20 protein-coding genes are annotated in these 21,107 nt (G+C 59.9%); 13 read left to right on the top strand and 7 right to left on the bottom strand.

The window, feature by feature from the left end; genetic code table 11:
• Nucleotides 1–11: 11 nt before the first annotated feature.
• Nucleotides 12–2,432 carry a hypothetical protein gene (locus tag MJO47_RS14860; RefSeq protein ID WP_253961945.1) on the bottom strand — a complete coding sequence of 807 codons (2,421 nt, stop codon included), beginning with the start codon at nt 2,430–2,432 and terminating at the stop codon, nt 12–14.
• A gap of 524 nt (nt 2,433–2,956) precedes the next feature.
• Here MJO47_RS14860 and MJO47_RS14855 point away from each other — a divergent pair.
• The 12 genes from MJO47_RS14855 (at nt 2,957) to MJO47_RS14800 (ending at nt 14,248) form a co-directional block, all read left to right on the top strand.
• Nucleotides 2,957–5,227 carry a chemotaxis protein CheA gene (locus tag MJO47_RS14855; protein ID WP_253961944.1) on the top strand — a complete coding sequence of 757 codons (2,271 nt, stop codon included), beginning with the start codon at nt 2,957–2,959 and terminating at the stop codon, nt 5,225–5,227.
• A gap of 30 nt (nt 5,228–5,257) precedes the next feature.
• Nucleotides 5,258–6,142, top strand: a complete 885-nt coding sequence (locus tag MJO47_RS14850; RefSeq protein ID WP_253961943.1) for a protein-glutamate O-methyltransferase CheR — start codon at nt 5,258–5,260, stop codon at nt 6,140–6,142.
• Complete coding sequence (locus tag MJO47_RS14845) at nt 6,142–7,203, top strand: chemotaxis response regulator protein-glutamate methylesterase (protein WP_253961942.1); 1,062 nt, start codon at nt 6,142–6,144, stop codon at nt 7,201–7,203. The genes MJO47_RS14850 and MJO47_RS14845 overlap by 1 nt, the downstream gene beginning before the upstream one ends.
• Nucleotides 7,200–7,688, top strand: a complete 489-nt coding sequence (locus tag MJO47_RS14840; RefSeq protein WP_253961941.1) for a chemotaxis protein CheD — start codon at nt 7,200–7,202, stop codon at nt 7,686–7,688. The genes MJO47_RS14845 and MJO47_RS14840 overlap by 4 nt, the downstream gene beginning before the upstream one ends.
• An 11-nt stretch (nt 7,689–7,699) precedes the next feature.
• The gene (locus MJO47_RS14835; protein ID WP_253961940.1) at nt 7,700–8,575 is read left to right on the top strand and encodes an HDOD domain-containing protein; all 876 of its coding nucleotides are present in this window, start codon (nt 7,700–7,702) and stop codon (nt 8,573–8,575) included.
• Nucleotide 8,576: 1 nt separating this feature from the next.
• Complete coding sequence (locus MJO47_RS14830) at nt 8,577–8,948, top strand: response regulator (protein ID WP_253961939.1); 372 nt, start codon at nt 8,577–8,579, stop codon at nt 8,946–8,948.
• Nucleotides 8,949–8,960: 12 nt separating this feature from the next.
• Nucleotides 8,961–9,458: a hypothetical protein gene (locus MJO47_RS14825; protein ID WP_253961938.1), complete on the top strand. Its 498-nt coding sequence runs from the start codon at nt 8,961–8,963 to the stop codon at nt 9,456–9,458.
• Between the two features lie 44 nt (nt 9,459–9,502).
• Nucleotides 9,503–9,874, top strand: a complete 372-nt coding sequence (locus tag MJO47_RS14820) for a response regulator (protein ID WP_253961937.1) — start codon at nt 9,503–9,505, stop codon at nt 9,872–9,874.
• Between the two features lie 15 nt (nt 9,875–9,889).
• Nucleotides 9,890–10,345, top strand: a complete 456-nt coding sequence (locus MJO47_RS14815) for a chemotaxis protein CheX (RefSeq protein WP_253961936.1) — start codon at nt 9,890–9,892, stop codon at nt 10,343–10,345.
• A 61-nt stretch (nt 10,346–10,406) separates the two neighbouring features.
• A complete protein-coding gene (locus MJO47_RS14810) occupies nt 10,407–10,922 on the top strand; it encodes a chemotaxis protein CheX (protein WP_253961935.1) in 516 nt (171 codons plus the stop codon).
• A gap of 14 nt (nt 10,923–10,936) precedes the next feature.
• On the top strand, nt 10,937–12,739 hold the full coding sequence (locus MJO47_RS14805; RefSeq protein WP_253961934.1) for a hypothetical protein: 1,803 nt from the start codon (nt 10,937–10,939) through the stop codon (nt 12,737–12,739).
• Nucleotides 12,740–12,820: 81 nt separating this feature from the next.
• Nucleotides 12,821–14,248, top strand: coding sequence for a sigma 54-interacting transcriptional regulator (locus MJO47_RS14800; RefSeq protein WP_253961933.1), 1,428 nt, complete (start codon nt 12,821–12,823; stop codon nt 14,246–14,248).
• A 97-nt stretch (nt 14,249–14,345) separates the two neighbouring features.
• Here the strand turns inward: MJO47_RS14800 and MJO47_RS14795 are convergent, their stop codons facing one another.
• The 3 genes from MJO47_RS14795 to MJO47_RS14785 are packed head-to-tail and all read right to left on the bottom strand — an operon-like array spanning nt 14,346 to nt 18,098.
• Nucleotides 14,346–15,263, bottom strand: coding sequence for an electron transfer flavoprotein subunit alpha/FixB family protein (locus MJO47_RS14795; RefSeq protein WP_253961932.1), 918 nt, complete (start codon nt 15,261–15,263; stop codon nt 14,346–14,348).
• 12 nt (nt 15,264–15,275) lie between these two features.
• A complete protein-coding gene (locus tag MJO47_RS14790) occupies nt 15,276–16,049 on the bottom strand; it encodes an electron transfer flavoprotein subunit beta/FixA family protein (protein ID WP_253961931.1) in 774 nt (257 codons plus the stop codon).
• A 60-nt stretch (nt 16,050–16,109) separates the two neighbouring features.
• Nucleotides 16,110–18,098, bottom strand: coding sequence for a heterodisulfide reductase-related iron-sulfur binding cluster (locus MJO47_RS14785; protein WP_253961930.1), 1,989 nt, complete (start codon nt 18,096–18,098; stop codon nt 16,110–16,112).
• 169 nt (nt 18,099–18,267) lie between these two features.
• Between MJO47_RS14785 and MJO47_RS14780 the strand changes: the two genes are divergently transcribed.
• Nucleotides 18,268–18,681, top strand: coding sequence for a MerR family transcriptional regulator (locus MJO47_RS14780; protein WP_253961929.1), 414 nt, complete (start codon nt 18,268–18,270; stop codon nt 18,679–18,681).
• Here MJO47_RS14780 and MJO47_RS14775 read toward each other — a convergent pair.
• The 3 genes from MJO47_RS14775 to MJO47_RS14765 are packed head-to-tail and all read right to left on the bottom strand — an operon-like array spanning nt 18,678 to nt 21,095.
• Nucleotides 18,678–19,502 carry an NAD(P)-dependent oxidoreductase gene (locus tag MJO47_RS14775; protein ID WP_253961928.1) on the bottom strand — a complete coding sequence of 275 codons (825 nt, stop codon included), beginning with the start codon at nt 19,500–19,502 and terminating at the stop codon, nt 18,678–18,680. The genes MJO47_RS14780 and MJO47_RS14775 overlap by 4 nt on opposite strands.
• 19 nt (nt 19,503–19,521) lie before the next feature.
• Nucleotides 19,522–20,082 carry a chalcone isomerase family protein gene (locus tag MJO47_RS14770; RefSeq protein WP_253961927.1) on the bottom strand — a complete coding sequence of 187 codons (561 nt, stop codon included), beginning with the start codon at nt 20,080–20,082 and terminating at the stop codon, nt 19,522–19,524.
• Nucleotides 20,079–21,095, bottom strand: a complete 1,017-nt coding sequence (locus tag MJO47_RS14765; RefSeq protein ID WP_253961926.1) for an MBL fold metallo-hydrolase — start codon at nt 21,093–21,095, stop codon at nt 20,079–20,081. Before MJO47_RS14765 ends, MJO47_RS14770 begins: the two co-directional genes overlap by 4 nt.
• Nucleotides 21,096–21,107: the final 12 nt, after the last annotated feature.

The raw sequence follows: 21,107 nt of genomic DNA, 5'->3' as shown, positions 1-21,107 counted from the left end.
CACGAGCGGCGTCAGGGTTTTTCCAGCTGCAGGGCCAGGGTCTCCCGGGCCATTTTGCGCCAAAGTTCATTACGTCCTTCTTCGACCAATTGTCGCAAAAACTTAAGGCCGAGGCTGCGGTTACCCGCCGCCAGATGAATCTGACCGGCCCGAAAGCGGGCCTGGTCGGCATCGGCCAATGTCTCCGCCAGGTGAGTAAAAAAGGTCAGCGCCGACTTTGGCTTATTATCACGGTAAAGGGCTTCGGCCCGCAGGAAAATGTCCTCAGGAAGGGCGTCTTGCAAATTCCTGTCCATAAGCGGCGCCAGACGCTTTTCCACCTCGGGATAGTTCTCAAGCGCCATGAACAGGCGGGCGGCCAGTCGCTCGGTTTCCCTGTGCGGTGTAGGACCGGTTTTCAGCAACAGAGCAGCCGCTTCCTGGCCTTTATCGACATCCGCCAGGGTTTTAAGCCGCAGATAGAAAAGTTCCGGAGCATCCTTGCCCTGGGGATAACGCTCGCCATACTGGGCGACATAGCGCTCGACCCGCGGCAGATCGCCGAGGCGGTGAAAACATCGCACCAGGGGCATATAGGCGGCCTCGGCACCGGAACCGTCGTCTTCCGCGTCGAGCAGGAACAGATAGAGGCGCGCGGCCCGATCCCAGAACCCCAACCGCATGAAGACGCCGCCCAACTCCTGCATAAAATCCCGGCCCACCTGGGCGGCCAGCAGCAGCTCGCGGTTGCGCTCCACCCGCACCAGGGCGTCAACGTAATGGCCGTTGGCCACCAACTCTCGCACCACGTCAGGCAACGCTTCCGCCATAAGCGCACTGACCTCGCGACGGAGACGTCCCGCCGCATAGTCCCGCAGCAGAACCTGCAGGGTCTCCACGCTTTCCAGCTTGCGGCCGCTTAAATATTCGGTCAGGGCATATTTAAAGGTTGCCTCCTCCCGCAGCTCCCGATAAGGGATCTGGTCTGCCAGCTGGCGATAACCGCGAGCGGCGCGAGCCATCGACGTCTCGTCTCCGGCGGCCGTCACCTGCTGGTCGTGCAGCAGCAGCTGGCTCCGCCAGGCCCCTTCCTGGCCGGCGAAGGTATCGACAATGTTCTGCAGCTGCAGCAGGGCCGGTTCCCCACGCCCTGCCCGCACCTGGGCCCGGGCGGCGGCAAAATAAGCCAGATCGTCTCCGGCCTGCCCGGACAGGCTCAGACCCAAGCGCAGGTAGTGCTCCGCCGCCGCCACATGCTCTTTTTCTTCATAGAGCAGCTGGGCATAGCGGCTCAGAGAATAAAGATTTTCCTGGGACATCTCCCCCTTTTGGGCCAACGCCTTGTAGGCTTTTAAGGCCTCGGCCTTCTCACCACGGGCAAAGCGCAGATCGGCCTGACGCAGATTGAGCAAAGGCTGAACCTCGGCCGGCAACTTGGAATCCACGGCGTCAAGACGATTGGCAGCCGCCTCCAACCGGCCGAGAGCCAGGTCGAGTTCAGCCCGAAAGAGTTCGAGATAGGAACGCAATGGGCTCTGCTCCGGCAGCCCCAGGTTGTTGTCCCGTACCTGGTGGACGACCTTATAGGGTTCGCCCGCCCTCGCCTCGGCCTGCACCAGCAGGAAGCGGCGCAGCGCGTCTGACGAACCCGCCATGCCCGCCTTGAGCAGGTTCATCGCCTCGGCGGGACGCCCGGACCGCAGCAGCAATTCTCCCCGTAGCAGGCGATAGAGGTCGGGCCTGGTTTCCTGCACCAGCGAACCGCCCGGTCCGTCCAGCAGAGTCAGAGCCGCTCCCCACAGACCTTCCCTCCCCTTCTCGACCACTTCCGACAGGGCGGAAGGCAAAGACTCTTGCTCGGCCAGCGCCACCAGGGGAAAGGGGGGCAGGGAGTAGCCGGGAGCAAGGGGAAAAGACAGGGGGGTCTCGTATTCGTCAAAAAAGGCAGGCCACCGGCCCGCATAGGGAGAGGATACGCTCTTGCGAACACTGGCGCGACCGGCATCGAGGACCGGACCGCCCGGCAGACCAAAGGCGATGGCCGGGCGAGAGCGGGCGTCATCGGTCACCCAGAAGATATCGAGATGAAGCTGCCGGGTCTTCGGGTCAGGGTTTATTTCGACCCGCCGCACCGCCCGGCGCACCAGGAAGGAGAGAATGGCTTCCTGCTGACGTTCACCGAACAGGACCTCGACAATCTCGCTGTCAAGCGCCAAAGGCCTGAAGGTCGGCGGCACATAGGTCTTTGGCAGCAGCAGATCGACCCGTTGGCCCGAGGTGCTGACCCGGGCTTCGGGGATCTCGGGGAAAAGCAGGGAAATCCGCGTAAAACCAGGCGCTATGGTTTTACTCATTTCCAACAGGGGGATCCTGTTCTTCTCCGTGGCCCCCGAGACAACGACCGGGGCCAGCAGGGTTAAACCGAGACACAAAACCAGAAAGCGACTAAACATTTTCACTCCCATGACCGACAGGCAAGATTACGCTTGTCCCAGTAGAGCAAAATGCGTTCCAACCACGCCAGTGCGTACCCGGTCGCCCTAACGACGCCAACGGACGGCGCATAACGGCCCTTCCCTCGCGGCCAACCGACACGAAGAGGCTCCATAAGTCATCTTTTTGACTTTTTCTCGCCCTGTTGCCGGCACCCCCCGGGCGTTCCCAACCTCGCCGGGCCTTAACAGACCGGTTACCGGGGCCTGACAGAAAGGGCGCAGTGCCAGCCAAAATCGGCAGGCTTTTTGCTACAAACCCTGCAATCAGGCCTTCGCCATGTCGTGAATACCCGTGTCGCTGCCGATTACGGCCCAAACGGCGATCGCGCCAGAGCACGAGTGTGTCACAGCCCTGTGTCAGATCCTGTGTCAGGCCCGTTCCGGCAGGCCGCGACACCCCAAAAACAGCCCCCTCACTTCGCTTCTACCCGAAGAGGAGGAGATTAAACCGCCGCCCAGTCCGGCGAGTCATGAGGAGACCCATGAGTTCCGAGATTTCAGACGACCAGATCGAAATCATTCAGGAGTTTGTCCAGGAAAGCCGGGACATGATCGAACAGCTCGAGCCGACCATCATCGAGCTGGCTAACAGCGGCGGCGATGAAAAGACCATCAACGCCGTGTTCAGGCTCTTCCATTCGATGAAGGGCAGCGCCGGCTTTCTGGAATTCAATCATATTACCCGCGTGGCCCACGCCGCCGAAAACCTGCTCGACCTGGTCCGCTCTGGCACCATCGACCTGCAGACTTCCCATGTGAGCCTGCTGTGCGAGACCTGCGACTTTGCTAAGGACGCCCTGGAGCACGTGGAAAACTCCTACGAAGATGAAGCCATGGCCGAGGCCGCCGAGGTCATGGGCTCACGCCTGGAGGAAGCTATCACTCTGGCCAAAGGGGGCGGCAGCGACGACTCGGCCGACCAGGCGCCGGCCGAGTCGGGGCAAGGTGCCGAAAACGCCGACTTTGACCTGCAGATGGTGCTGACGGCCGAGATGGTCGAGCGCTTTGTTCAGGAAGCCGACGAACTCCTGCAGAACGCCGAACAGGGTCTGCTGGCCTGGGAGGAAAATCCCGAAGACCGGGACGTTCTTGCCGATCTCTTCCGCCATGTGCACAGCTTTAAAGGCAACTGCGGTTTCTTCGGTTACGGAGACATGGAAAAACTCAGTCACCAGATGGAAACGGTCCTCGACGCGGCCAAGTCAGGCAGCGATTTCAGTGAGGTAGGGGCCGCTGCCGTTCTGCTCGACCTGGTCGATGTCCTGCGCGAAGCCATCGCCAACGTGGCCCAGGAGGGCAGTGGCCGCATCGACAGCCTGGAAGAGCATCTGGAACGGCTCAAAAAACTTCTGAGCCCGCGTCTGGGCGAGATGCTGGTCGAACGCGGTCTGGTCGACAGCGAGACGGTGGAAGCCGCCGTCAACACCCAGAAAAAACCTCTGGGCGAAATTCTGGTGGATATGGGCAAGGTCCAGCCCGAGCAGGTGACCGCCATCGTGGAGGAACAGCAGAAGAAGAAAAAGCCCCAGGCAAGCCAGGGGGATCAGGAGAAAAAAGGCGCTGCCGTCAAGCGGCAGGACATCCGCGTCGATCTGGAAAAACTGGATAACCTCATCAACCTCATCGGCGAGATGGTCATCGCCGAGAACATGCTGATTCACAACCCGGATCTGCAGGGTCTGGAACTGGAGAACTTCAACAAGGCGGCCCAGCAGATGAGCAAGCTCGTGCGGGAACTGCAGGAGATGGCCATGGTCATCCGCATGATCCCCGTTTCCGGTCTTTTCCGCCGCATGATCCGTCTGGTGCACGACCTTTCGGTCAAATCGGGCAAGAAGGTGGAACTGAAACTCTTCGGCGAAGAGACCGAGGTGGACAAAACGGTCATCGAAACCATCACCGACCCCCTTGTTCACCTGCTGCGCAATTCCCTCGACCATGGACTGGAGCCTCCCGAGGAGCGCCGGGCCGCCGGCAAGCCCGAAAAAGGCACGGTCAAGCTCTCGGCCCGCCACGAAGAGGGTGAGGTCTGGATCACCATCGAAGACGACGGTCGCGGCCTCAACCGCGAAAAAATCCTGGCCAAGGCCATCAAAAACGGCATGATCGAGGGAGACGGTTCTGACCTCAGTGACAAAGTCGTCTATAATATGATCTTTCAGCCTGGCTTCTCGACGGCGGAAAAGATCACTGACATCTCCGGTCGCGGCGTCGGCATGGATGTGGTCAAGCAGAACCTGGAAAAGATCAAGGGCAAAGTCGAGGTCCACAGCAAGCCCGGTGTCGGCACCCGCATGACCCTGCGTATCCCGCTGACTTTGGCCATCATCGACGGCATGCTGGTGCGGGTGGGCGAGACGAAATGCATCGTCCCCATCCTCTCGATCAAGGAAGCCTTCCGCCCGCAGAATTCCGCCATCACCATCACTCCCGATGGCGAAGAACTGGCGCGGGTGCGGGAGAATTTCTTCCCGGTTATCCGTCTCCATGAAGTGCTGGGCAAAAAACCGGACCACTTCGAGCTCGACCAGGGCATCCTTATCGTCCTCGAATACCAGGACAACCGCATCTGCGTCTTCGTCGACGAGATCCTGGGGCAGCAGCAGACGGTCATCAAGGGCCTGTCGGACTACATCGGCCATGTCAGAGGATTTTCCGGCTGCACCATCCTTGGCAACGGCGAAGTGAGCCTGATCATGGATGTCGGTACCCTGATGGAAATCAGCGAAGAAAAGAAGAGCGAACACAGCTGAGCCGGCAAGGGCAGGCAACAGGAGTCATTCATGCAGGGACCATCGATCAACGCAAATCTGGGCACGCAGGAGCCTGGCGGCAACATGATGCCGATCTCGGACGCGGAGTTCAATGCGCTGCGCACCCTGATCTACAACCGTTTCGGCATCAACCTCACCGACCAGAAGAAGTCCCTGCTGGTGGGCCGCCTTCAGAAGCTGCTGCGGCAGCAGGGGTTTGCCAACTTCCAGAATTATTACGATTTTCTCGTCAAGGAGCCGGGCGAAAAGGGACTGAGCGATCTCATCAACCTGGTGTCGACCAATTACACCTACTTCAACCGCGAGAAAGATCACTTCGATTATTTTCTGCAGACGGCCCTGCCCACGGTGCTGACCCGTCTCAGACAGGAAAACCGCCGGGACCTGCGCGTCTGGTGCGCCGGCTGCTCCACCGGGGAGGAAGCCTACACCCTGCTGATCCTCATGCACGAATGCCTGGGACAGGAGTACAGCCGGTGGGATGCCGGCATTCTGGCCACCGATATCTCGCAACGGGTGCTCGAAACAGCTGCCGCCGGCGTCTACCCGGAAGATCGTATCGCCTCCCTGCCAGAGGCCTGGCGGCGCAAGTATTTCCGCAAGATCTCGGGAAATCAGTGGGAAGTGGTCGATACCCTGAAGAAGGAAGCGACCTTTCGCCGTTTCAACCTGATGAATACCCAATTTCCGTTCAAAAAACCGTTCCACATTATCTTTTGCCGCAATGTCATGATTTACTTTGACCAGCCGACCCGTGACGCTCTGGTGAAACGTTTCCACCAACACACCGAGCCGGGGGGTTATCTCTTTATCGGGCATTCCGAAACCCTGGGGCGCAACCAGTCCCTCTATCGCTACCTGATGCCCGCCGCCTACCAGAAGGGAACTCTCTGATGGCCCATAAAGTCCGCGTTCTCGTTGTCGATGATTCCGCTCTCGTCCGCCAGATCCTGTCCAGTGGTCTTGCCATGGATCCGGGGATCGAAGTCGTCGGCACCGCTTCCGATCCCTATATGGCCCGGGACAAGATCGTCGAGCTCAAACCCGACGTCCTCACCCTTGACGTGGAGATGCCACGCATGGACGGCGTCGAGTTCCTGCGCCGCCTGATGCCCCAATATCCCCTACCCGTGGTCATGGTCAGCTCCCTGACCCAGAAGGGGAAGCAGATCACCATCGACGCCCTGGAAGCAGGCGCCGTTGACTTCGTCGCCAAGCCGACCACGGATATGGCGCGGGGTCTGGCCGCCATGATGCTGGAGCTGCGCTCCAAGGTCAAAATCGCCTCTACCGCCAATGTCTCGCACTGGAAGAGCAAACGGGCCACCCTGCCCAGCCGGAAACCGGCGCCAGGCAGCGGCGCCCTGGCCGAATCGACGGACAAGGTTATTGCCATCGGCGCCTCTACCGGGGGAACCGAGGCCATCAAGAAAGTCATCACCCAGTTTCCCTCCACCATGCCGGGCGTGGTCATCGTGCAGCACATGCCGGCGGGCTTTACCAAAATGTTTTCGGACCGCCTCAATCAGTTGTGCGCTATGGAGGTCAAGGAAGCCGAGTCGGGGGACCGCATCATGCCGGGCCGCATCCTCGTCGCTCCCGGCGGCCTGCACATGCGGGTGCGGCGTTCCGGCGGCATCTACCAGGTCGTCTGCGAAGCCGGCGAAAAGGTCAGCGGCCACTGCCCTTCCGTCGATGTCCTCATGCACTCCGTCGCCGAGCAGGTGGGAGCCAACGCTGTGGGTGTCATGCTCACCGGCATGGGCTCGGACGGCGCCACCGGCATGCTGGCCATGCGCCAGGCCGGGGCTCGCAACATCGCCCAGGACGAGGCGACGTCTGTCGTTTTCGGTATGCCCAAAGTCGCCTTCGACAAAGGGGGCGCCGAGCGACTCCTGCCAATTGACGATATGGCCGACGAGGTTATCCGCCTGCTGACGGAGAAGAAGAAATGAGCTCTATCGTCCTCGGCGTCGGCGATTTCGGCGCCAGCAATCATACGGGGGACCAGGTCAAGACCTACGCGCTGGGCTCCTGCGTCGCCGTCGTCCTGATGGACCCCAAGACGCGCACGGTGGGCATGGTGCACGTGGCCCTGCCCGAATCGCGCATCAATCCGGGCAAGAGCGTCGAGCGTCCCGGCTACTTCGCCGATACGGGTATTCCTGCCCTGTTGCGGGAGATGACCAAATTCGGCTGCGATCCCCGCGGCCGCGGACTGATCGTCAAGCTCGCCGGCGGCGCCAAAATCATGGATCCCAACGACACCTTCAATATCGGCAAGCGCAACGAGCTGGCCATCAAAAAGATTCTCTGGGCCCACGGCATGGGTGCCGTCGCCGAAGACCTGGGTGGCAACTACAGCCGCACCGTCTCCGTTTCCGTCGATACGGGTATCATTACCCTGTCATCGCCGGGACGCAGCAACTGGACACTTTAGGGATGACTGCCATGGATAGAAAATTCGATCGCGATACCATTATTGAGGCCATCCGCAGGGTCCCGCTGCTGTCTCCCAGCGCCTCGCGACTGCTGGAACTGACCGCCGATCCCGACCACGATTTGAGTCAAACCATTGACATCGTCAAATGCGACGCCCCCTTGACAGCCCACGTGCTGCGCATCGTCAATTCGGCTGCTTTCGGTCTGCTCAACAAGGTCGACTCCATCGACCGGGCCGTGGCTTACCTGGGCGAACGGCTGGTGATCAGCATCGCCCTGGGCGACAACGCCGGTGCTCTCTTCAACAAACCCCTGGCTGGCTATGACGGCGAAAAAGGGGCCCTCTGGCGCCACGATCTGCTCACCGCCATGGCTTCCCGTCAGGTCAGTCAGAAGGCCCGGGTTGAACTGAACGCCGGCCTGGCCTTTACTGGGGGCATTCTGCACGATATCGGCAAAGGCATCCTCTCCGATTTTCTGCACGACACGGCACCGGAACTGGTCGAACAACTGGAGAAACATGCCATCGTCGACTATCTGGAAGGGGAAAGAGCCCTGCTGGGGATCGATCACGCCGAGGCCGGCTTCGAGGTGGCCAAGTGCTGGCAACTGCCGGAAGCCCTGCAAATGATCATCCGTTACCACCATCAGCCTCAGGAAGCCCCGGAAGCTTATCGCGCCCTGGTCTATGCGGTTCATGTCGGTGATATCATCGCCATGATGGGGGGATGCGGTACCGGTGCCGATACACTGCAATACCCCCTGGACCAGAGATACAGCGACTACCTGGATTTGACCTTCGACGACCTGGCCCTCATACTGCTGGAAACGCAAGAGGAGTTCCGCCGCATCGAAGCCTCTTTTCACGAGACGAAGGAGAATTGAAGTGAAACGCATTGTCATAGCGGACGACTCCAGCACCGCCCGGATGTTCATTCGCCGCTGCCTTGAAATCATCGGCCTGCGCGATGAAACCTTTGTCGAAGCGGCCAACGGACGCGAAGCTCTGGCGCAGCTGAAAGAAGCCCCCACCGACCTGCTGGTGACCGACCTGAACATGCCCCAGATGGATGGCGAGGCCTTGCTGAAATGGATCCGAGCCAACCCCAAGCTGTCCACCCTGCCCGTAGTGGTCATCACCAGCGCCGGGAACCCGGCCAAGGAGGCCAGGCTTCTGGAACTCGGGGCTTTGCGGGTCATCAACAAACCGGTGACGCCTACCGTGCTGATGGATACTCTCAGCTTTTTGCTGAAATAAACAGGAGACACCATGGACCCGATCCAAGCCACACTCAGAACCGGCATGACCCGCGCTATCCGCGAGGTGCTGGAAGGCATGACCTTCATGCCCGTTGAGGAGCTCGCCAGCGAAGACTCCGAGATAGCCCTGGCAGAGCTTCTCTGCGTCAGCCTGCTTGTTCACGAACCGGTGCAATGGGAGTTCAAGCTTTTTATGCCCAGAAACCTGCTCGAAGAAATGGGCGAAGCCGTATATGCTGAGCCGCGGGAAGAGTTGGCCGAAAGCAGTCTTCACGACCTGCTGTTTGAAATTCTCAATACCGCCGCGGGCCGCTTCCTCTCCGAAGTCCTCGTTGACAACCAGGAATTCGACCTGGGACTGCCGGAATCCTGCGATTACGACAGCGCCATTGCCGACGTTCCCCTGATGCAGTGGCATTTTGAAGCAAGCGAAAAAACTTTTGCCGTCACCCTGCTGGGCACCTTGACAGACAACCTGACCGATCTGGTTCGATCGAACAAAAAATAAACGGAACGGACATCCACCGACACTCAACAAGGAGAAGACAAAAAATGGGTAAAAAGATACTGATCGTCGACGACTCCAACACCATGCGTAAGATCGTGACCCGTTCGCTGCGGCAGGCGGGCATCGATGTAGGAGAAATTGTCGAAGCCGGGGATGGGGCCGAAGCGCTGGCCCTGCTTGAAGGCCAGAAGGTCGACCTGATTCTCAGCGACATCAATATGCCGAATATGGACGGTATCGAATTTTTGCGTCAGAAGGCCACCCGCGCCGACATCAAAGACATTCCCGTGGTCATGATCACCACGGAAGCCGGCGCGGATATTCTGGGTGAGGCCAAGTCCCTTGGTGCCAAGGGGAGCATTAAAAAGCCTTTCACCCCGGAGCAGATCGAAGAGACCCTCGGGGGCCTTCTTTAACACGAGGAGGACGTTTTGGAACTGCAACAGAACATTATCGAGGCCACCAAGGAGATCTTTGAAACCATGGTGATGCTCGACGTGACCCCGAAGGCGCCTCTCACCGAAAAAATGACCTCTTTTCGGAATTCCGTTTCGGCCATGGTGGGACTGGCGGGAACCTGCAAGGGGATGGTGGCCATTCACACGCCGGATTCGGTGGCCATGGCCATCACCACGAGTTTTCTCGGTATGGAAACCACGGAAATCAACGACGACGTCAAGGACGCCATCGGCGAGCTGGCCAACATGCTGGCTGGCAACATCAAAATGGTCTTGAGCGGCAACGGCAAAGATATTACCCTGTCCATCCCTTCTGCGGTTCACGGTGAGGAATACACCCTGAACTGCCTGGCGGATGCAGACTGGGTGACCATTCCCTTTGCCATCCCCGCCGGGGATTTTCTGGTTGAACTGCAAATTGCCCGCTGACCGCGCGTTCAGCCCGGTCTTTTCGGCACCTTAACCCTCGCCTTCCGGTGGCGTTTGACGTATGATGCTACCCCGGCCGGCGGGTGATGGTCTCCAGGAGGAACCTTTGCAGGAAGAACTGCAACAGATAATCGTCAGTACAACCCGTGAGATTTTTGACACCATGATCCCCATGGACCTGTCTGCCGGGCCTCCGGCCACGGCACAGGTTCAGTCGTTTCGCTGCCACGTATCGGGTATCCTCGGCTTTTCCGGGGATATCCGCGGCATGGTGACCATTCACTGTCCGGATGCCGTCGCCATGGCCATTACGGCGAATTTTCTGGGCATGGATGTCAAGGAGGTCAACGACGATGTGATTGACGCGATCGGCGAGTTGGCCAACATGGTCACTGGTGGCATCAAAGAGGCGTTCAGCGCCAACAACCAGGACATCAAGCTGTCCGTGCCCACCGTGGTCGCGGGCAAATCCTACAACATCAACAATCTGACCGACGCCGACTGGGTGATCATCCCCTTTACCGTAGCGGAAGGGACCTTCCTGGTTGAACTGAAGATCAAACCGCAAAAGTCCTGACACGCAGAGCTTGCATGACGACCAAGGTAGCTGTAGAAAAAGTACTCAACGCCAGCATTGAAAACATCGAAGAAGAAATCTCCGGCCTGCTCGGCGCCGAAGTCACTCTGCAGAAACATCGCAGCCGGCCCGTCTCGCGGGCTGATTTCTTCTCCGGTCCACGGGACTACTTCGTCGTTTCCAAGCTGGAAGTCTCCGGCGGGCTCAAGGGCACCACCTACCTTGTTCTCGATCTGAAAGCGGCAATCACCCTGGGCTCCACCCTGGTCATGCTGCCCCAGGATCTTATCAACAAGCGCCTTATGAAGGCCACCCTGGAGGAAGAGGAAGCCGATGCCTTCGGCGAAGTGGCCAATATCATTGCCGGGGCCTATTCCAACACCTTCGCCAAACACTTCCCCCACAAGCTGCACTTCAAAAAGACCCAGGTCAAATCCTACATCCCGGAGGAGATGGATCCGGTTTCGGACGAGCCATTTCCGGAAGGCCGCTATTATCTGTCGACCTCCGAGCTGATGCTTAAGGGGAAAAGCCTCGGTCAGCTTGAAGCCCTCTTTCCGTTGGATCTGTTGGAATACCAGGAGAACGAAACAGCCGCCGCTCCGGTCAAACCTGACGACAAAACGGAGGACAAGAAAAAAGCGGAGTCTTCCGCCGCGGCACCGGGTTGGCCGGCGGCGGCCGAAGCCCCCCCAGAAGCGCCTGCGGCTGCGGCTGCCGAACCTTCCCCTCCGAATGAAGCCCCCGGCATCACCGCCAAGGACATTGAGAAGACCCTGCAGACTGGCTTCAACCAGATCGAGGAGGAGCTCGGGGCCTTCCTCGGTCAGGAAATCACCTTTTCAGGCTACAGCGGCCGGGTTGTCAGCAAGCAGGCCTACCTGACCCTGCCGAGGGATTACTCCGTCTCCACCACCCTGGCCGTTTCCGGTGATGCCAGCGGCGAGGCCTACCTGGTGATCGACCTGAAGAGCGCCATCACCCTGGGGGGAACCCTGATCCTGCTGCCACCGGAGACCATCGCCAAAAACCTGCGAAAATCTCTGTTGGAAGGGGAAGAGAAAGATGCCTTCGGCGAAATCAGCAACCTGATTGCCGGCACCTACAGCCAGATATTCCCCAAGATTTTTCCGCGCAAGATCCGTTTTGTCAAAACCGAGGTGGAAACCTTTGTCCCCGAGGAGACCGATGCCCAGGGTCTCTCTCCCTTCCCTCCCGACGACTATTATCTTTCGTCCTGCTCCATGCGCATGGGCAGCAAGGACCTGGGACAGCTGGACATTCTGATCCCCCTCTCCATCCTGGGCTATGTCCCTCCCGAGCAGCGCAAGGCGACGCCCCAAGCGGCCCCCGTTGCTCAAGAGTCCTCTTCTTCCGGTCCCGGCACGGCCGAGGCCACCGTTCCCACTCCCCCTGAACCGCAGGATGACTCCGGCACCGGGGCGGCCATCGTGGTCGCCGAGGAGATAAAAGACGCGGAACCTTTTGTCAAAAACTTGACAGGGGCAGGGTATCAATGTAAACATTTCACATTCCAAGAAAACTTTAACGAGGCGTTTGCCACCAGCGACGCCCGTATCGTTTTCCTGGTTATGCGGGATGTAAATTCTCAGAGCCTGGCCGCCATCATCAAGGTGCGGGCCGCCCTTAAAAAAGGGCAACCGCTGATCGCCGCCGGCCCCCAGTGGACCCGGTCCAGCGTGATCAAGGCCGTTAAATATGGCGTCACCGATATTCTGGTGACCCCAGGCGACGGCGGCGAGATCGTGCAGAAAGCCCAGGCCCATCTGAGCACCTCTCAGGCGCAATCCCGCTAAAAGGCAGTATCCCGCCAAATTGCCGGCTGGTGTCTTCGAGACCCGCCAGGTTGACCCCATCTCTAGCCCATGGAGACCTGCGTGCGCAGTATTCTACTGGTTTCTTCCGATCTTGCCGGGCGACAGGCCCTCGCCATCAAATTGCGCAAGGACATCGAATGCATGGTCATCGAGGCTGACAATCCCGCCATGGCTCTGCAGGCCGTGGATAGCCTCGACATCTCTCTGCTCATTACCGACATCTTTCTGCCCGACAAGAGCGGACTGGTACTTATGCAGGAGATTCGCCAGCGCTACCCGGCGGTGATGGCCATTATCAGCCTGCCCGCGGACAACCGCCAATACATTCTCGAAGCGTTGAATGCCGGGGCCCTCTTCTACATCAACAGTCCTTTCGATCTGGAGGAGGCGGTCATCGTTGCCGCCCGCAGTCTGACGCATCACGATCTGCAGACCCACAAAGAGAGCAAGGGGGCCAAGATCCGCAAAAGCGAAGGATTTCATGGCATCATCGGCAGGTCGCCCAGGATGCAGAAGCTTTTCAGCCTGGTAGAGAAAATCGCCGATGATGGCATGAGTACGGTGCTCATCCAAGGAGAGAGTGGTACCGGCAAAGAGCTCATTTCCAAGGCCATTCATGCCTTGAGCCCCCGGGACGGCAAGAACTTTGTTCCGGTGAACTGCGCCGCCATCCCCGACGAACTGCTGGAGAGCGAGCTGTTCGGCTATGAAAAGGGAGCCTTTACCGGCGCCAACCAGGCCAAGAAGGGTCGGGTGCAGTACGCCGATGGCGGTACGCTTTTTCTGGATGAAATCGGCGACATGAAGCCCAATCTGCAGGCCAAGCTGCTGAGGATTCTGCAGGAGAAAGAATTTGAACCGGTCGGTGGCGTCAAACCGGTCAAGGTCGATGTACGGGTGGTGGCCGCCACCCATCGGGACCTGGAAAAAGCGGTTAAAGAAGGCACCTTCCGCGAAGACCTCTATTACCGGTTAAGCGTCGTCCCCATAACCATCCCGCCGCTGCGCGATCGCCGGGAAGACATCCCTGTTCTCATCAAGAAATTCATGCAGGTGTACAACCGCGGCAAAAAGCACCCCCTGCAGGGATTTTCGACTGAAGCCATGCAAGCGCTGATAGCCTATCCCTGGCCCGGCAATGTACGCGAACTGGAAAACCTGGTGCAACGGCTGGTCATCCTGCACGGAGGCGAAACCATTCAACTGGCAGACCTGCCGGAGAAATACACGGAAAACCTGCCTGAAACTTTCAATCTGGCCCCGGAGATAGATACCCCGGACACGGATGAAATGCAGGAAGGGGCCGATTTCAACACCCGGGTCAGCGAATTCGAGGACCGGCTCATTCTTCAGGCCCTGATGAAAACGGGCGGCAACAAGAAAGAAGCGGCGCAATTGCTCAACCTCAAACGCACCACTCTGCTGGAAAAGATCAAGAAGAAACAACTCGACAAGTTGATCACCGACAATCTCTTGGAAAAAAGCTGAAGAGGGCGTCGTCACGCTTTGATACAAAAGAAAACGGGGGCCGCAACTGAGAGCGGTCCCCGTTTTTTTTTTCGTCAGGTCAACGGGGCGGTAGCGTCTACCCCTTCAGCTTCGCCGTCAGCGCCGGCACGAACTGTTTGAGGTCGGCCACGACCAGCACGTCGGCGACTTCGCCGATGGGCGCATCCTTGTCCGTATTGATAGCGACAATAAATCCCGACTTTTTCATCCCTGCCAGGTGCTGAATCGCCCCGGAAATGCCACAGGCCACATAAAGCTTCGGTGCCACGGTCTGCCCCGTCGTGCCCACCTGCCGGCTGTGATCGGCCCAGCCCGCATCCACCACGGGGCGGCTGGCGGCGTATTCGCCGCCAAGGGCTTCGGCCAGGGCGGCGACAAGGGCCATATTTTCCGGTTTGCCGATGCCGCGCCCGGCACTGACGATGACTTCGGCCTTGGCCAGATCGACCTCGGCCTTCTCCGCCTCTTCGTAGCCTAAAAACTCCAGGGAAGCGGATGTCGTTGTCGTCAGTTTCTCCAGGTGGGGCGTCCCCGAGGGTGCCCCTTGGGGGTTGAATGCGCCGGCCTGCAGCGTCAGCACCGTCACCGGGGCTTCGCCGGCAAGGCGTCGCCGCAGCTTGGCGTTGCAGGCCGGCACCACGTAATCGCCCTCTTCGCCGATCTCCACGACCTCGGAGATCTGAGGAGCCCGCAAGGCCAGCGCCACGCGGGGGGCGAGATCCCAGCCATAGGAGGAGTGGGAAAAGACCACCAGGTCGGGTTTTTCCTTCTCCACCACCGACAGGATCAGCTCCCGGTGGCCCTCGGGATTGTATTCGCCGCAGTCCGTGGCCTCCGCCAGATAGAGGGTGCCGTCATAGGCCGGCTGGACCTGTTCACTACCGGCCAGGAACATGACCGTTTCTGCCCCCAGTTTGTCGGCGAAGGCCAGCAGTTCGTAGGTGGAACCCATCAGGGTTCCATCTCTGTATTCGGCAATCAGCAGTACTTTCATATGGCGCCTCCCCTATTTGAGAACCGTGGTCTTTTCCTTGAGAATCCGCACCAGCTTGTCGGCCAGTTCTGCCGCGTCCCCTTCGAGCACCAGGCCGCCGCCCTTTTTGCTTGGCGGATACATATTCCGGGTGCGGACCAGCGCCTCGGCCGGCGCCAGGGTGGCGACCTCGACGACGGTCAGCTCCTTTTTCTTGGCCTTCATGATATTGGGCAGGGTCGGGTAGCGCGGCGTGTTAAGACCCAACTGGCAGGTCACCGCCGCCGGCAGGCCCAGACGCACCTTGGCCCGGTTGCCCCCTTCCAGTTCTCTTTTGACCGTGATACGGCCGTCCTCGAAGCCGAACTCGACAACGGTGGTCACTACCGCCATCTTCAGCATCTCACCGACCAGCACCCCGACCTGGGCCGAGCCCCGATCCTGCGACTGCATACCGAAGAAGAGGACGTCGAAGTTTTGCTCCCGAGCCACACCGGCAATGAGGGTGGCGATCTGGAAAGGGTCCTTGTCGTGACTGAGTTCATCCTTTACATGGATGCCCCGGTCACCCCCCATGGCCAGGGCCTTCTTGATCGTCTCCACCACCCGATCCGGGCCGATGGACAAGACGGTGATGTCCGCCTCCCCCACCTGCTCCTTGAGCCGTACGGCCTGCTCCACAGCGTATTCGTCGTACTCATTCATGCGCCAGGCCAGGTCGGCACTGTCAATCCAGGTACCGGCGCTGTTCACCGCAAACTTCGATTCCATATCGGGTACCTGCTTGACACACACCAGGATTTTCATAGGCTGCCTCCCCTTGCATAATGTTAGTCAACGCGATTTCGGCCCGTTTCGGCGCCTTACTCAACGGACCAGGCGCTCCAGCAGAATCTCAGCCAGGTCTTTGGTCGCCAGCCGCCCCTCCAGATCCGCGCCCTTGACACCGTCCTCGAACATGGTCAGACAGAAGGGGCAATTGGAGACGAGCAACGGCGCCCCCGTGTCGGCGGCCATGGCCACCCGGCGGTTGTTGATGCGCGAGCCCAGATTCTCTTCGGCCAGAATACGGCCGCCCCCGGCGCCGCAGCAGAAGCTGTTCGCCTGGTTCTGCGACATTTCAGCCAGGCGGCCGCCAGCCGCCGCCAGCAGCGTGCGCGGCGCCTGATAGATGTCATTGTAACGCCCCAGGTAGCAGGAGTCGTGACAGGTGGCGGCAAAAGCCTCGGGGCGCAGCTTGAGACGTCCTTTTTCCAGTAGGCGTTCGAGAAAGACCGTGTAGTGCTCGACCTCCAGCCCCAGACCGAGATCCTGATAGTCCTTGGCCAGGGTGTTGAAGCAGTGGGGGCAGGTGGTGACCACTTTTTTCACCCCGTACCGGCGCAGGGTTTCCACGTTTTCCGCCGCGAGGCTCTGGTAGAGATACTCATTGCCGATTTTGCGCAGAGGCTCCCCGCAGCACTTCTCCTCCTTGCCCAATATGCCCACCTTGACGCCCGCCGCCTGGCACAACCGGATGAAACTGCGGGCGACGGCGATGTTGCGCTTGTCGAAAGAGGCGTAGCAGCCGACGAAATAGAGGACATCGACATCGGCATCTTCGGCCAGGGTCTTCACGCCCAGGTCGGCGGCCCAATCGCCGCGGGAGGCATAGGCCATGCCCAGGGGATTGCCGTTGACCTCCGTGTTCTCGGCGGCGGTCATCACCTCCTCGCCGGGAAAAGCCCCTTCCATGAGCACCAGATGGCGGCGCATGTCGAGGATTTTGGGCACATGCTCGATGACGGCCGGACAGATATCCTGACAGGCCCGACAGGTGGTACAGGCCCAGAGGGCTTCGGTGGAGACGGTCTCGATGAGGCTGTTCTCGGGGAATTGGAAAGCCGTCTCCCCGATCTGATTGACGATCTTCATGGGCGACAAAGGCTTGTCCGTGGCAAAGGCGGGACAGCGATCCTGACAGCGTTTGCACAGGGTGCAGGCATCGGCGTCCAAGACATCTTTCCAGGATAAATCCGGAACACGGGCCACGCCAAAACTCTCGGCCTCCTCGTCCTCCAGATCGAGGGTAACCATCTTGCCCCGGGGCCCGCGATCGGCCAGCAGATAATTGGCGCTGGTGGTGAAAATGTGGCGGAACTTGGTAAAGGGGATGAGAGCGATAAAAGCAACTCCGAGCAGCAGGTGCCCCCACCAGAGACCAACATGCATACTGCGCAGCGTTTCCTCCCTAAGGCCAGCCAGGGAGACCGCCACGACTTTCCCCACCGGGCTCCAGGCCGCCAGCGGCGTGCCGAGTTCCGTCACAGCCATGCGGGCGCCTTCGATGAGAAAACCGCTGATCAGAATGGCAAATAGCAGCCCATGCATGAGGGCGTCGTCCCGTCCCGTTTCCAGCCCCTCGGGCCGTCGCAGGTAACGCCGCACGAACAGGCCGCCGAGCATGAGCAGGGCGACCAGGCCGGCTACATCCAGGACCAGGGAGAAACCTTTGTAGAAATTGCCCTGGAGAAAGCGGACATCAAACAAGGGCTCGGTGAAATCGGCCTGGAGAAGGATGAGACAGGTGCCAATAAACAGGAGGAAAAACCCCCAGAAGAAGAGGCCGTGGGCCGTGCCGGCTCCCGGCACGCGCATGACTTTCCCCTGCAGCAGCACCCCTTTGACCATGTCCAGCAGCCGCTCTTCCAAAACGTCGGTCCGGTTCACGGGGCGTCTCCCCTGACGATACACCCGGACGCGCTGCCAGAACCCCCACAGCAGGACGGCCACCGCCATAAGCGCCAACACATACATGGGCACAAGCACCAGTGCCCCCTGGCCGATATTCCAGTAAATCTCCCGTGTAAATTCCATAGCAGGCCCTCCTGCTCAAACCTTTACCACGACCTTACGTTAAGGTCAAATTATTTTATAACATCATTTTACTTTTATATAACTTATTTATGGAAAGGTCTTTTTTCGATTGACAACCCGTTATCCCGGTGATAATCAAACCAATAAAACCTTACGTAAAGGGAAGACTATGACCTCAACATCGGCTGAACTGGTCCAGATCGGCGAACTCGCCATCCGCCTCGGCATCACGACGCGAACCATCCGTTACTACGAAGAGATCGGCCTGATGGGCCCCTCCGAACGACTGGGAGGCGGCGCCAGGCTCTATTCTCGCAACGATATTCTGCGCCTCAAGTTTATCCTCAAAATGAAGGATTTGGGGCTGAGCCTCAAGGAAATGCAGGAATTGTCCCGCAACTTCGACACCCACAACCAGGATTTCAGCACCATCACGCCCCAACTGCTGGAGATGCTCGACCTGCATATCAACAAAGTCGATGAAAAGATCTCCCGCCTCGCCTCCCTGCGCAAGGATATCGTCGACTACCGCGCCCGCATTCAAGGCATCCTGGCGGAACAGTCGGCCGGCAAGACCACCTAGTCGGACGCCAGAAAAAGGTCCGTATGCAGCGGGTGCCCCGGCGAGACGGCGTAGCCCTCGAAATCCTTCACCCCCTCTTCACGCAGCACTTCCTCGTCAATGAAAAAACGGCCGCTGCAGACTGCCGACGGCCGACAGATCACGGCATGAGCCGCATCCGCCACAATCTCCGGTGTCCGACAGGCCTCGGGCGGCACCAGACCACCCAGCATGGCCAGCGCGGCGGTGTGAATGACCGTCTTCGGCCAGAGGGCGTTGACCGCCACCTTCCCCTGAAACTCGGCCGCCATCCCCAGCACGCACAGGCTCATACCGTACTTGCTGATGGTATAAGCGGTGTGATCCTTGAACCAGCGCGGGCTCAGATCGAGCGGCGGTGACAGATTCAGGATATGCGGGTTGTCCCCCTGCAGCAGGTAGGGCAGGCAGGCCTGGCTGGCCAGAAAGGTGCCGCGCACGTTGACCTGAAACATGAGATCAAGACGCTTGGGCGGCGTCTGAAGCGTGCCGGCCAGATAAATGGCGGAGGCATTGTTGACGAGGATATCGATACCGCCGAAAGTTTCCGCCGCCTGCGCCGCCGCGGCGGCCACCTGCTGTTCGTCGCGAATATCCATTTGCAGCGCCAGGGCGCGGCCGCCGGCGGCTTCGATGTCAGCCGCCACGGTATGGATGGTGCCGGGCAGGCGGGGATGAGGCCGGCTGCTTTTGGCGGCAATGACGATGTTGGCGCCGTCGCGGGCGGCCCGCAGCGCGATGGCCGCGCCGATGCCCCGACTGGCGCCGGTAATGAACAGAGTTTTGCCCTTCAGACTTCCCATACCATCCACTCCTTTTTTATCAGCGCTCTTTGCCTTGCAGCATGCCGGCCTTGAGACGAGCGTCCGCCGGCTTGTCCCCCAGATAGATCCCCAGCACCGCCTCGGCAAAAGCCGGTGAGCGCAGCGTTCCCAACAGCTCGCCATTGTGGCGGGCCGCCACGGTGCCGTCGCCGCCCAGTTCCAGCTCTACCCGGTCACCCCGCACGAAATCCCGGCCGAACCAGCCCAGAAACGCCTGGGCCTCCTCTCCGGCGGCCAGGGCAGCGGACTGGTTGGCGAGCCCTTCGCGGAAGGCTTCGATAATTTTTTCCTTTTCCACCTTCTTGTAGAGAAAGTCCATGCGGATGAGCTTGGCCCCGGGACTGGCCAGGACTTCCGACAGACTATGCACGGGCGTGGCGGTATAGAGAGAACCGATATAGATATCGAAGAAGAGTTTCTTGCGGATGCCGTGGCCGTTGTGGTGCAGGGTTTCTCCCTGAACCTCCAGCCGGTCCGGCAGTTGAACGCCTTCGACTTCGACCGCCAAGGTCGGCAGTGGCGCCAGCAGCAGCAGGGACAGCAACAGACGAACGATCATAAATCCTCCCCTTTGTTGGTTGAGTGGCCCTGTCCCTGGCTGAACCGGTCCAGCAGCCCCAAGACCGCCAGCGCTTCCTGCAGCCGCCAAGGTTCGGCCAGGTAATCGCGCATGAAGACCACTTCCGAGGCTTTCAGGTAGGCGATAAAAGGATCCGGAGCGGGGACGGGAAGCATGCGTTCCAGCACCCGGGCCACGGGCAGCTCGACCGGAAAGGCCGCCACCTTGGCGGCCCGCTGGACGAGCTTGTTGACATAGAACAGGATCGTCTCCTCCAGCCCGGTCACATAATCCCGATGCCCGGGCCGAATGCGCAGTCCCTGCAGTGCCTGCAGTTTTTTGAGGCTGTCGCAGTAAGCCCGGTAGTTGGCAAAGCGCCCCTGCAGGGTCTGCAGGTCAAAGTCGAGCAGCGGCGCCTGAAAGATGTGACGCAGCAGGATATCGCCCGTCACCGCGCAGCCATTGGCCTGATAGACCAGGTCGCTCTGGCAGTGGCCCGGCGCCGCCAGCACCCCGATGCCGAGGCGGGCCGGCACGTCTGAATCCTCGACGATCTCCATCCGCTTGGGCAGGCGGGGAAAGAGTTCGCTGCGTTCCAGCCCCCGGCGAAAAGCGTCGACAAAGCCCGGCGCGAAGCCCAGCTGTCTCAGCTCATCCTCCATGAACGCCAGGCGCTGTGCATGATGACGCATCTTGAGCGCGTCCAGGCGCGGCACATAGATGACGGCGTCGCTGTTTTCAGCGATAAAACCCGCCAGCCCGTAGTGGTCCACGTGACAATGGGTAATAAACACATGACGCAGCCGCGCGAGGTCGACACTGCGGCACAGGGCCTGCCTCCCCTCCTCCGTGGGCGGGCCGGTATCGAACAATACCGGCTCGCCCTGGAGTTCCGTCGCATAGAAATGGACCTCACCCACCATGTAGGGTGTGTTGACCGTGTGCTTGCGCAGGCTTTCCTCCCCTGGAGACTCGGGAACAGGCGCAAAAACGGGCTTATCCGCAGGCATCATGAGGGCCCTGTG

The sequence above is a fragment of the Desulfuromonas sp. KJ2020 genome, from assembly GCF_024197615.1.
Classification (GTDB): Bacteria; Desulfobacterota; Desulfuromonadia; order Desulfuromonadales; family SZUA-540; genus SZUA-540.
Note: the sequence above shows the minus strand (reverse complement) of the source record. Positions and strands in the feature narration are given on the sequence as shown.

What these genes read in the sequence shown, in the direction of transcription:
- MJO47_RS14850 (WP_253961943.1), top strand. Translation starts at nt 5,258, where the DNA reads ATGCAGGGACCATCGATCAACGCAAATCTGGGCACGCAGGAGCCTGGC.
- MJO47_RS14825 (WP_253961938.1), top strand. Translation starts at nt 8,961, where the DNA reads ATGGACCCGATCCAAGCCACACTCAGAACCGGCATGACCCGCGCTATC.
- MJO47_RS14775 (WP_253961928.1), bottom strand. Translation starts at nt 19,502, where the DNA reads ATGGGAAGTCTGAAGGGCAAAACTCTGTTCATTACCGGCGCCAGTCGG.
- MJO47_RS14790 (WP_253961931.1), bottom strand. Translation starts at nt 16,049, where the DNA reads ATGAAAATCCTGGTGTGTGTCAAGCAGGTACCCGATATGGAATCGAAG.
- MJO47_RS14770 (WP_253961927.1), bottom strand. Translation starts at nt 20,082, where the DNA reads ATGATCGTTCGTCTGTTGCTGTCCCTGCTGCTGCTGGCGCCACTGCCG.
- MJO47_RS14765 (WP_253961926.1), bottom strand. Translation starts at nt 21,095, where the DNA reads ATGATGCCTGCGGATAAGCCCGTTTTTGCGCCTGTTCCCGAGTCTCCA.
- MJO47_RS14810 (WP_253961935.1), top strand. Translation starts at nt 10,407, where the DNA reads ATGATGCTACCCCGGCCGGCGGGTGATGGTCTCCAGGAGGAACCTTTG.
- MJO47_RS14840 (WP_253961941.1), top strand. Translation starts at nt 7,200, where the DNA reads ATGAGCTCTATCGTCCTCGGCGTCGGCGATTTCGGCGCCAGCAATCAT.
- MJO47_RS14805 (WP_253961934.1), top strand. Translation starts at nt 10,937, where the DNA reads ATGACGACCAAGGTAGCTGTAGAAAAAGTACTCAACGCCAGCATTGAA.
- MJO47_RS14820 (WP_253961937.1), top strand. Translation starts at nt 9,503, where the DNA reads ATGGGTAAAAAGATACTGATCGTCGACGACTCCAACACCATGCGTAAG.
- MJO47_RS14780 (WP_253961929.1), top strand. Translation starts at nt 18,268, where the DNA reads ATGACCTCAACATCGGCTGAACTGGTCCAGATCGGCGAACTCGCCATC.
- MJO47_RS14835 (WP_253961940.1), top strand. Translation starts at nt 7,700, where the DNA reads ATGGATAGAAAATTCGATCGCGATACCATTATTGAGGCCATCCGCAGG.
- MJO47_RS14860 (WP_253961945.1), bottom strand. Translation starts at nt 2,432, where the DNA reads ATGTTTAGTCGCTTTCTGGTTTTGTGTCTCGGTTTAACCCTGCTGGCC.
- MJO47_RS14845 (WP_253961942.1), top strand. Translation starts at nt 6,142, where the DNA reads ATGGCCCATAAAGTCCGCGTTCTCGTTGTCGATGATTCCGCTCTCGTC.
- MJO47_RS14785 (WP_253961930.1), bottom strand. Translation starts at nt 18,098, where the DNA reads ATGGAATTTACACGGGAGATTTACTGGAATATCGGCCAGGGGGCACTG.
- MJO47_RS14855 (WP_253961944.1), top strand. Translation starts at nt 2,957, where the DNA reads ATGAGTTCCGAGATTTCAGACGACCAGATCGAAATCATTCAGGAGTTT.
- MJO47_RS14795 (WP_253961932.1), bottom strand. Translation starts at nt 15,263, where the DNA reads ATGAAAGTACTGCTGATTGCCGAATACAGAGATGGAACCCTGATGGGT.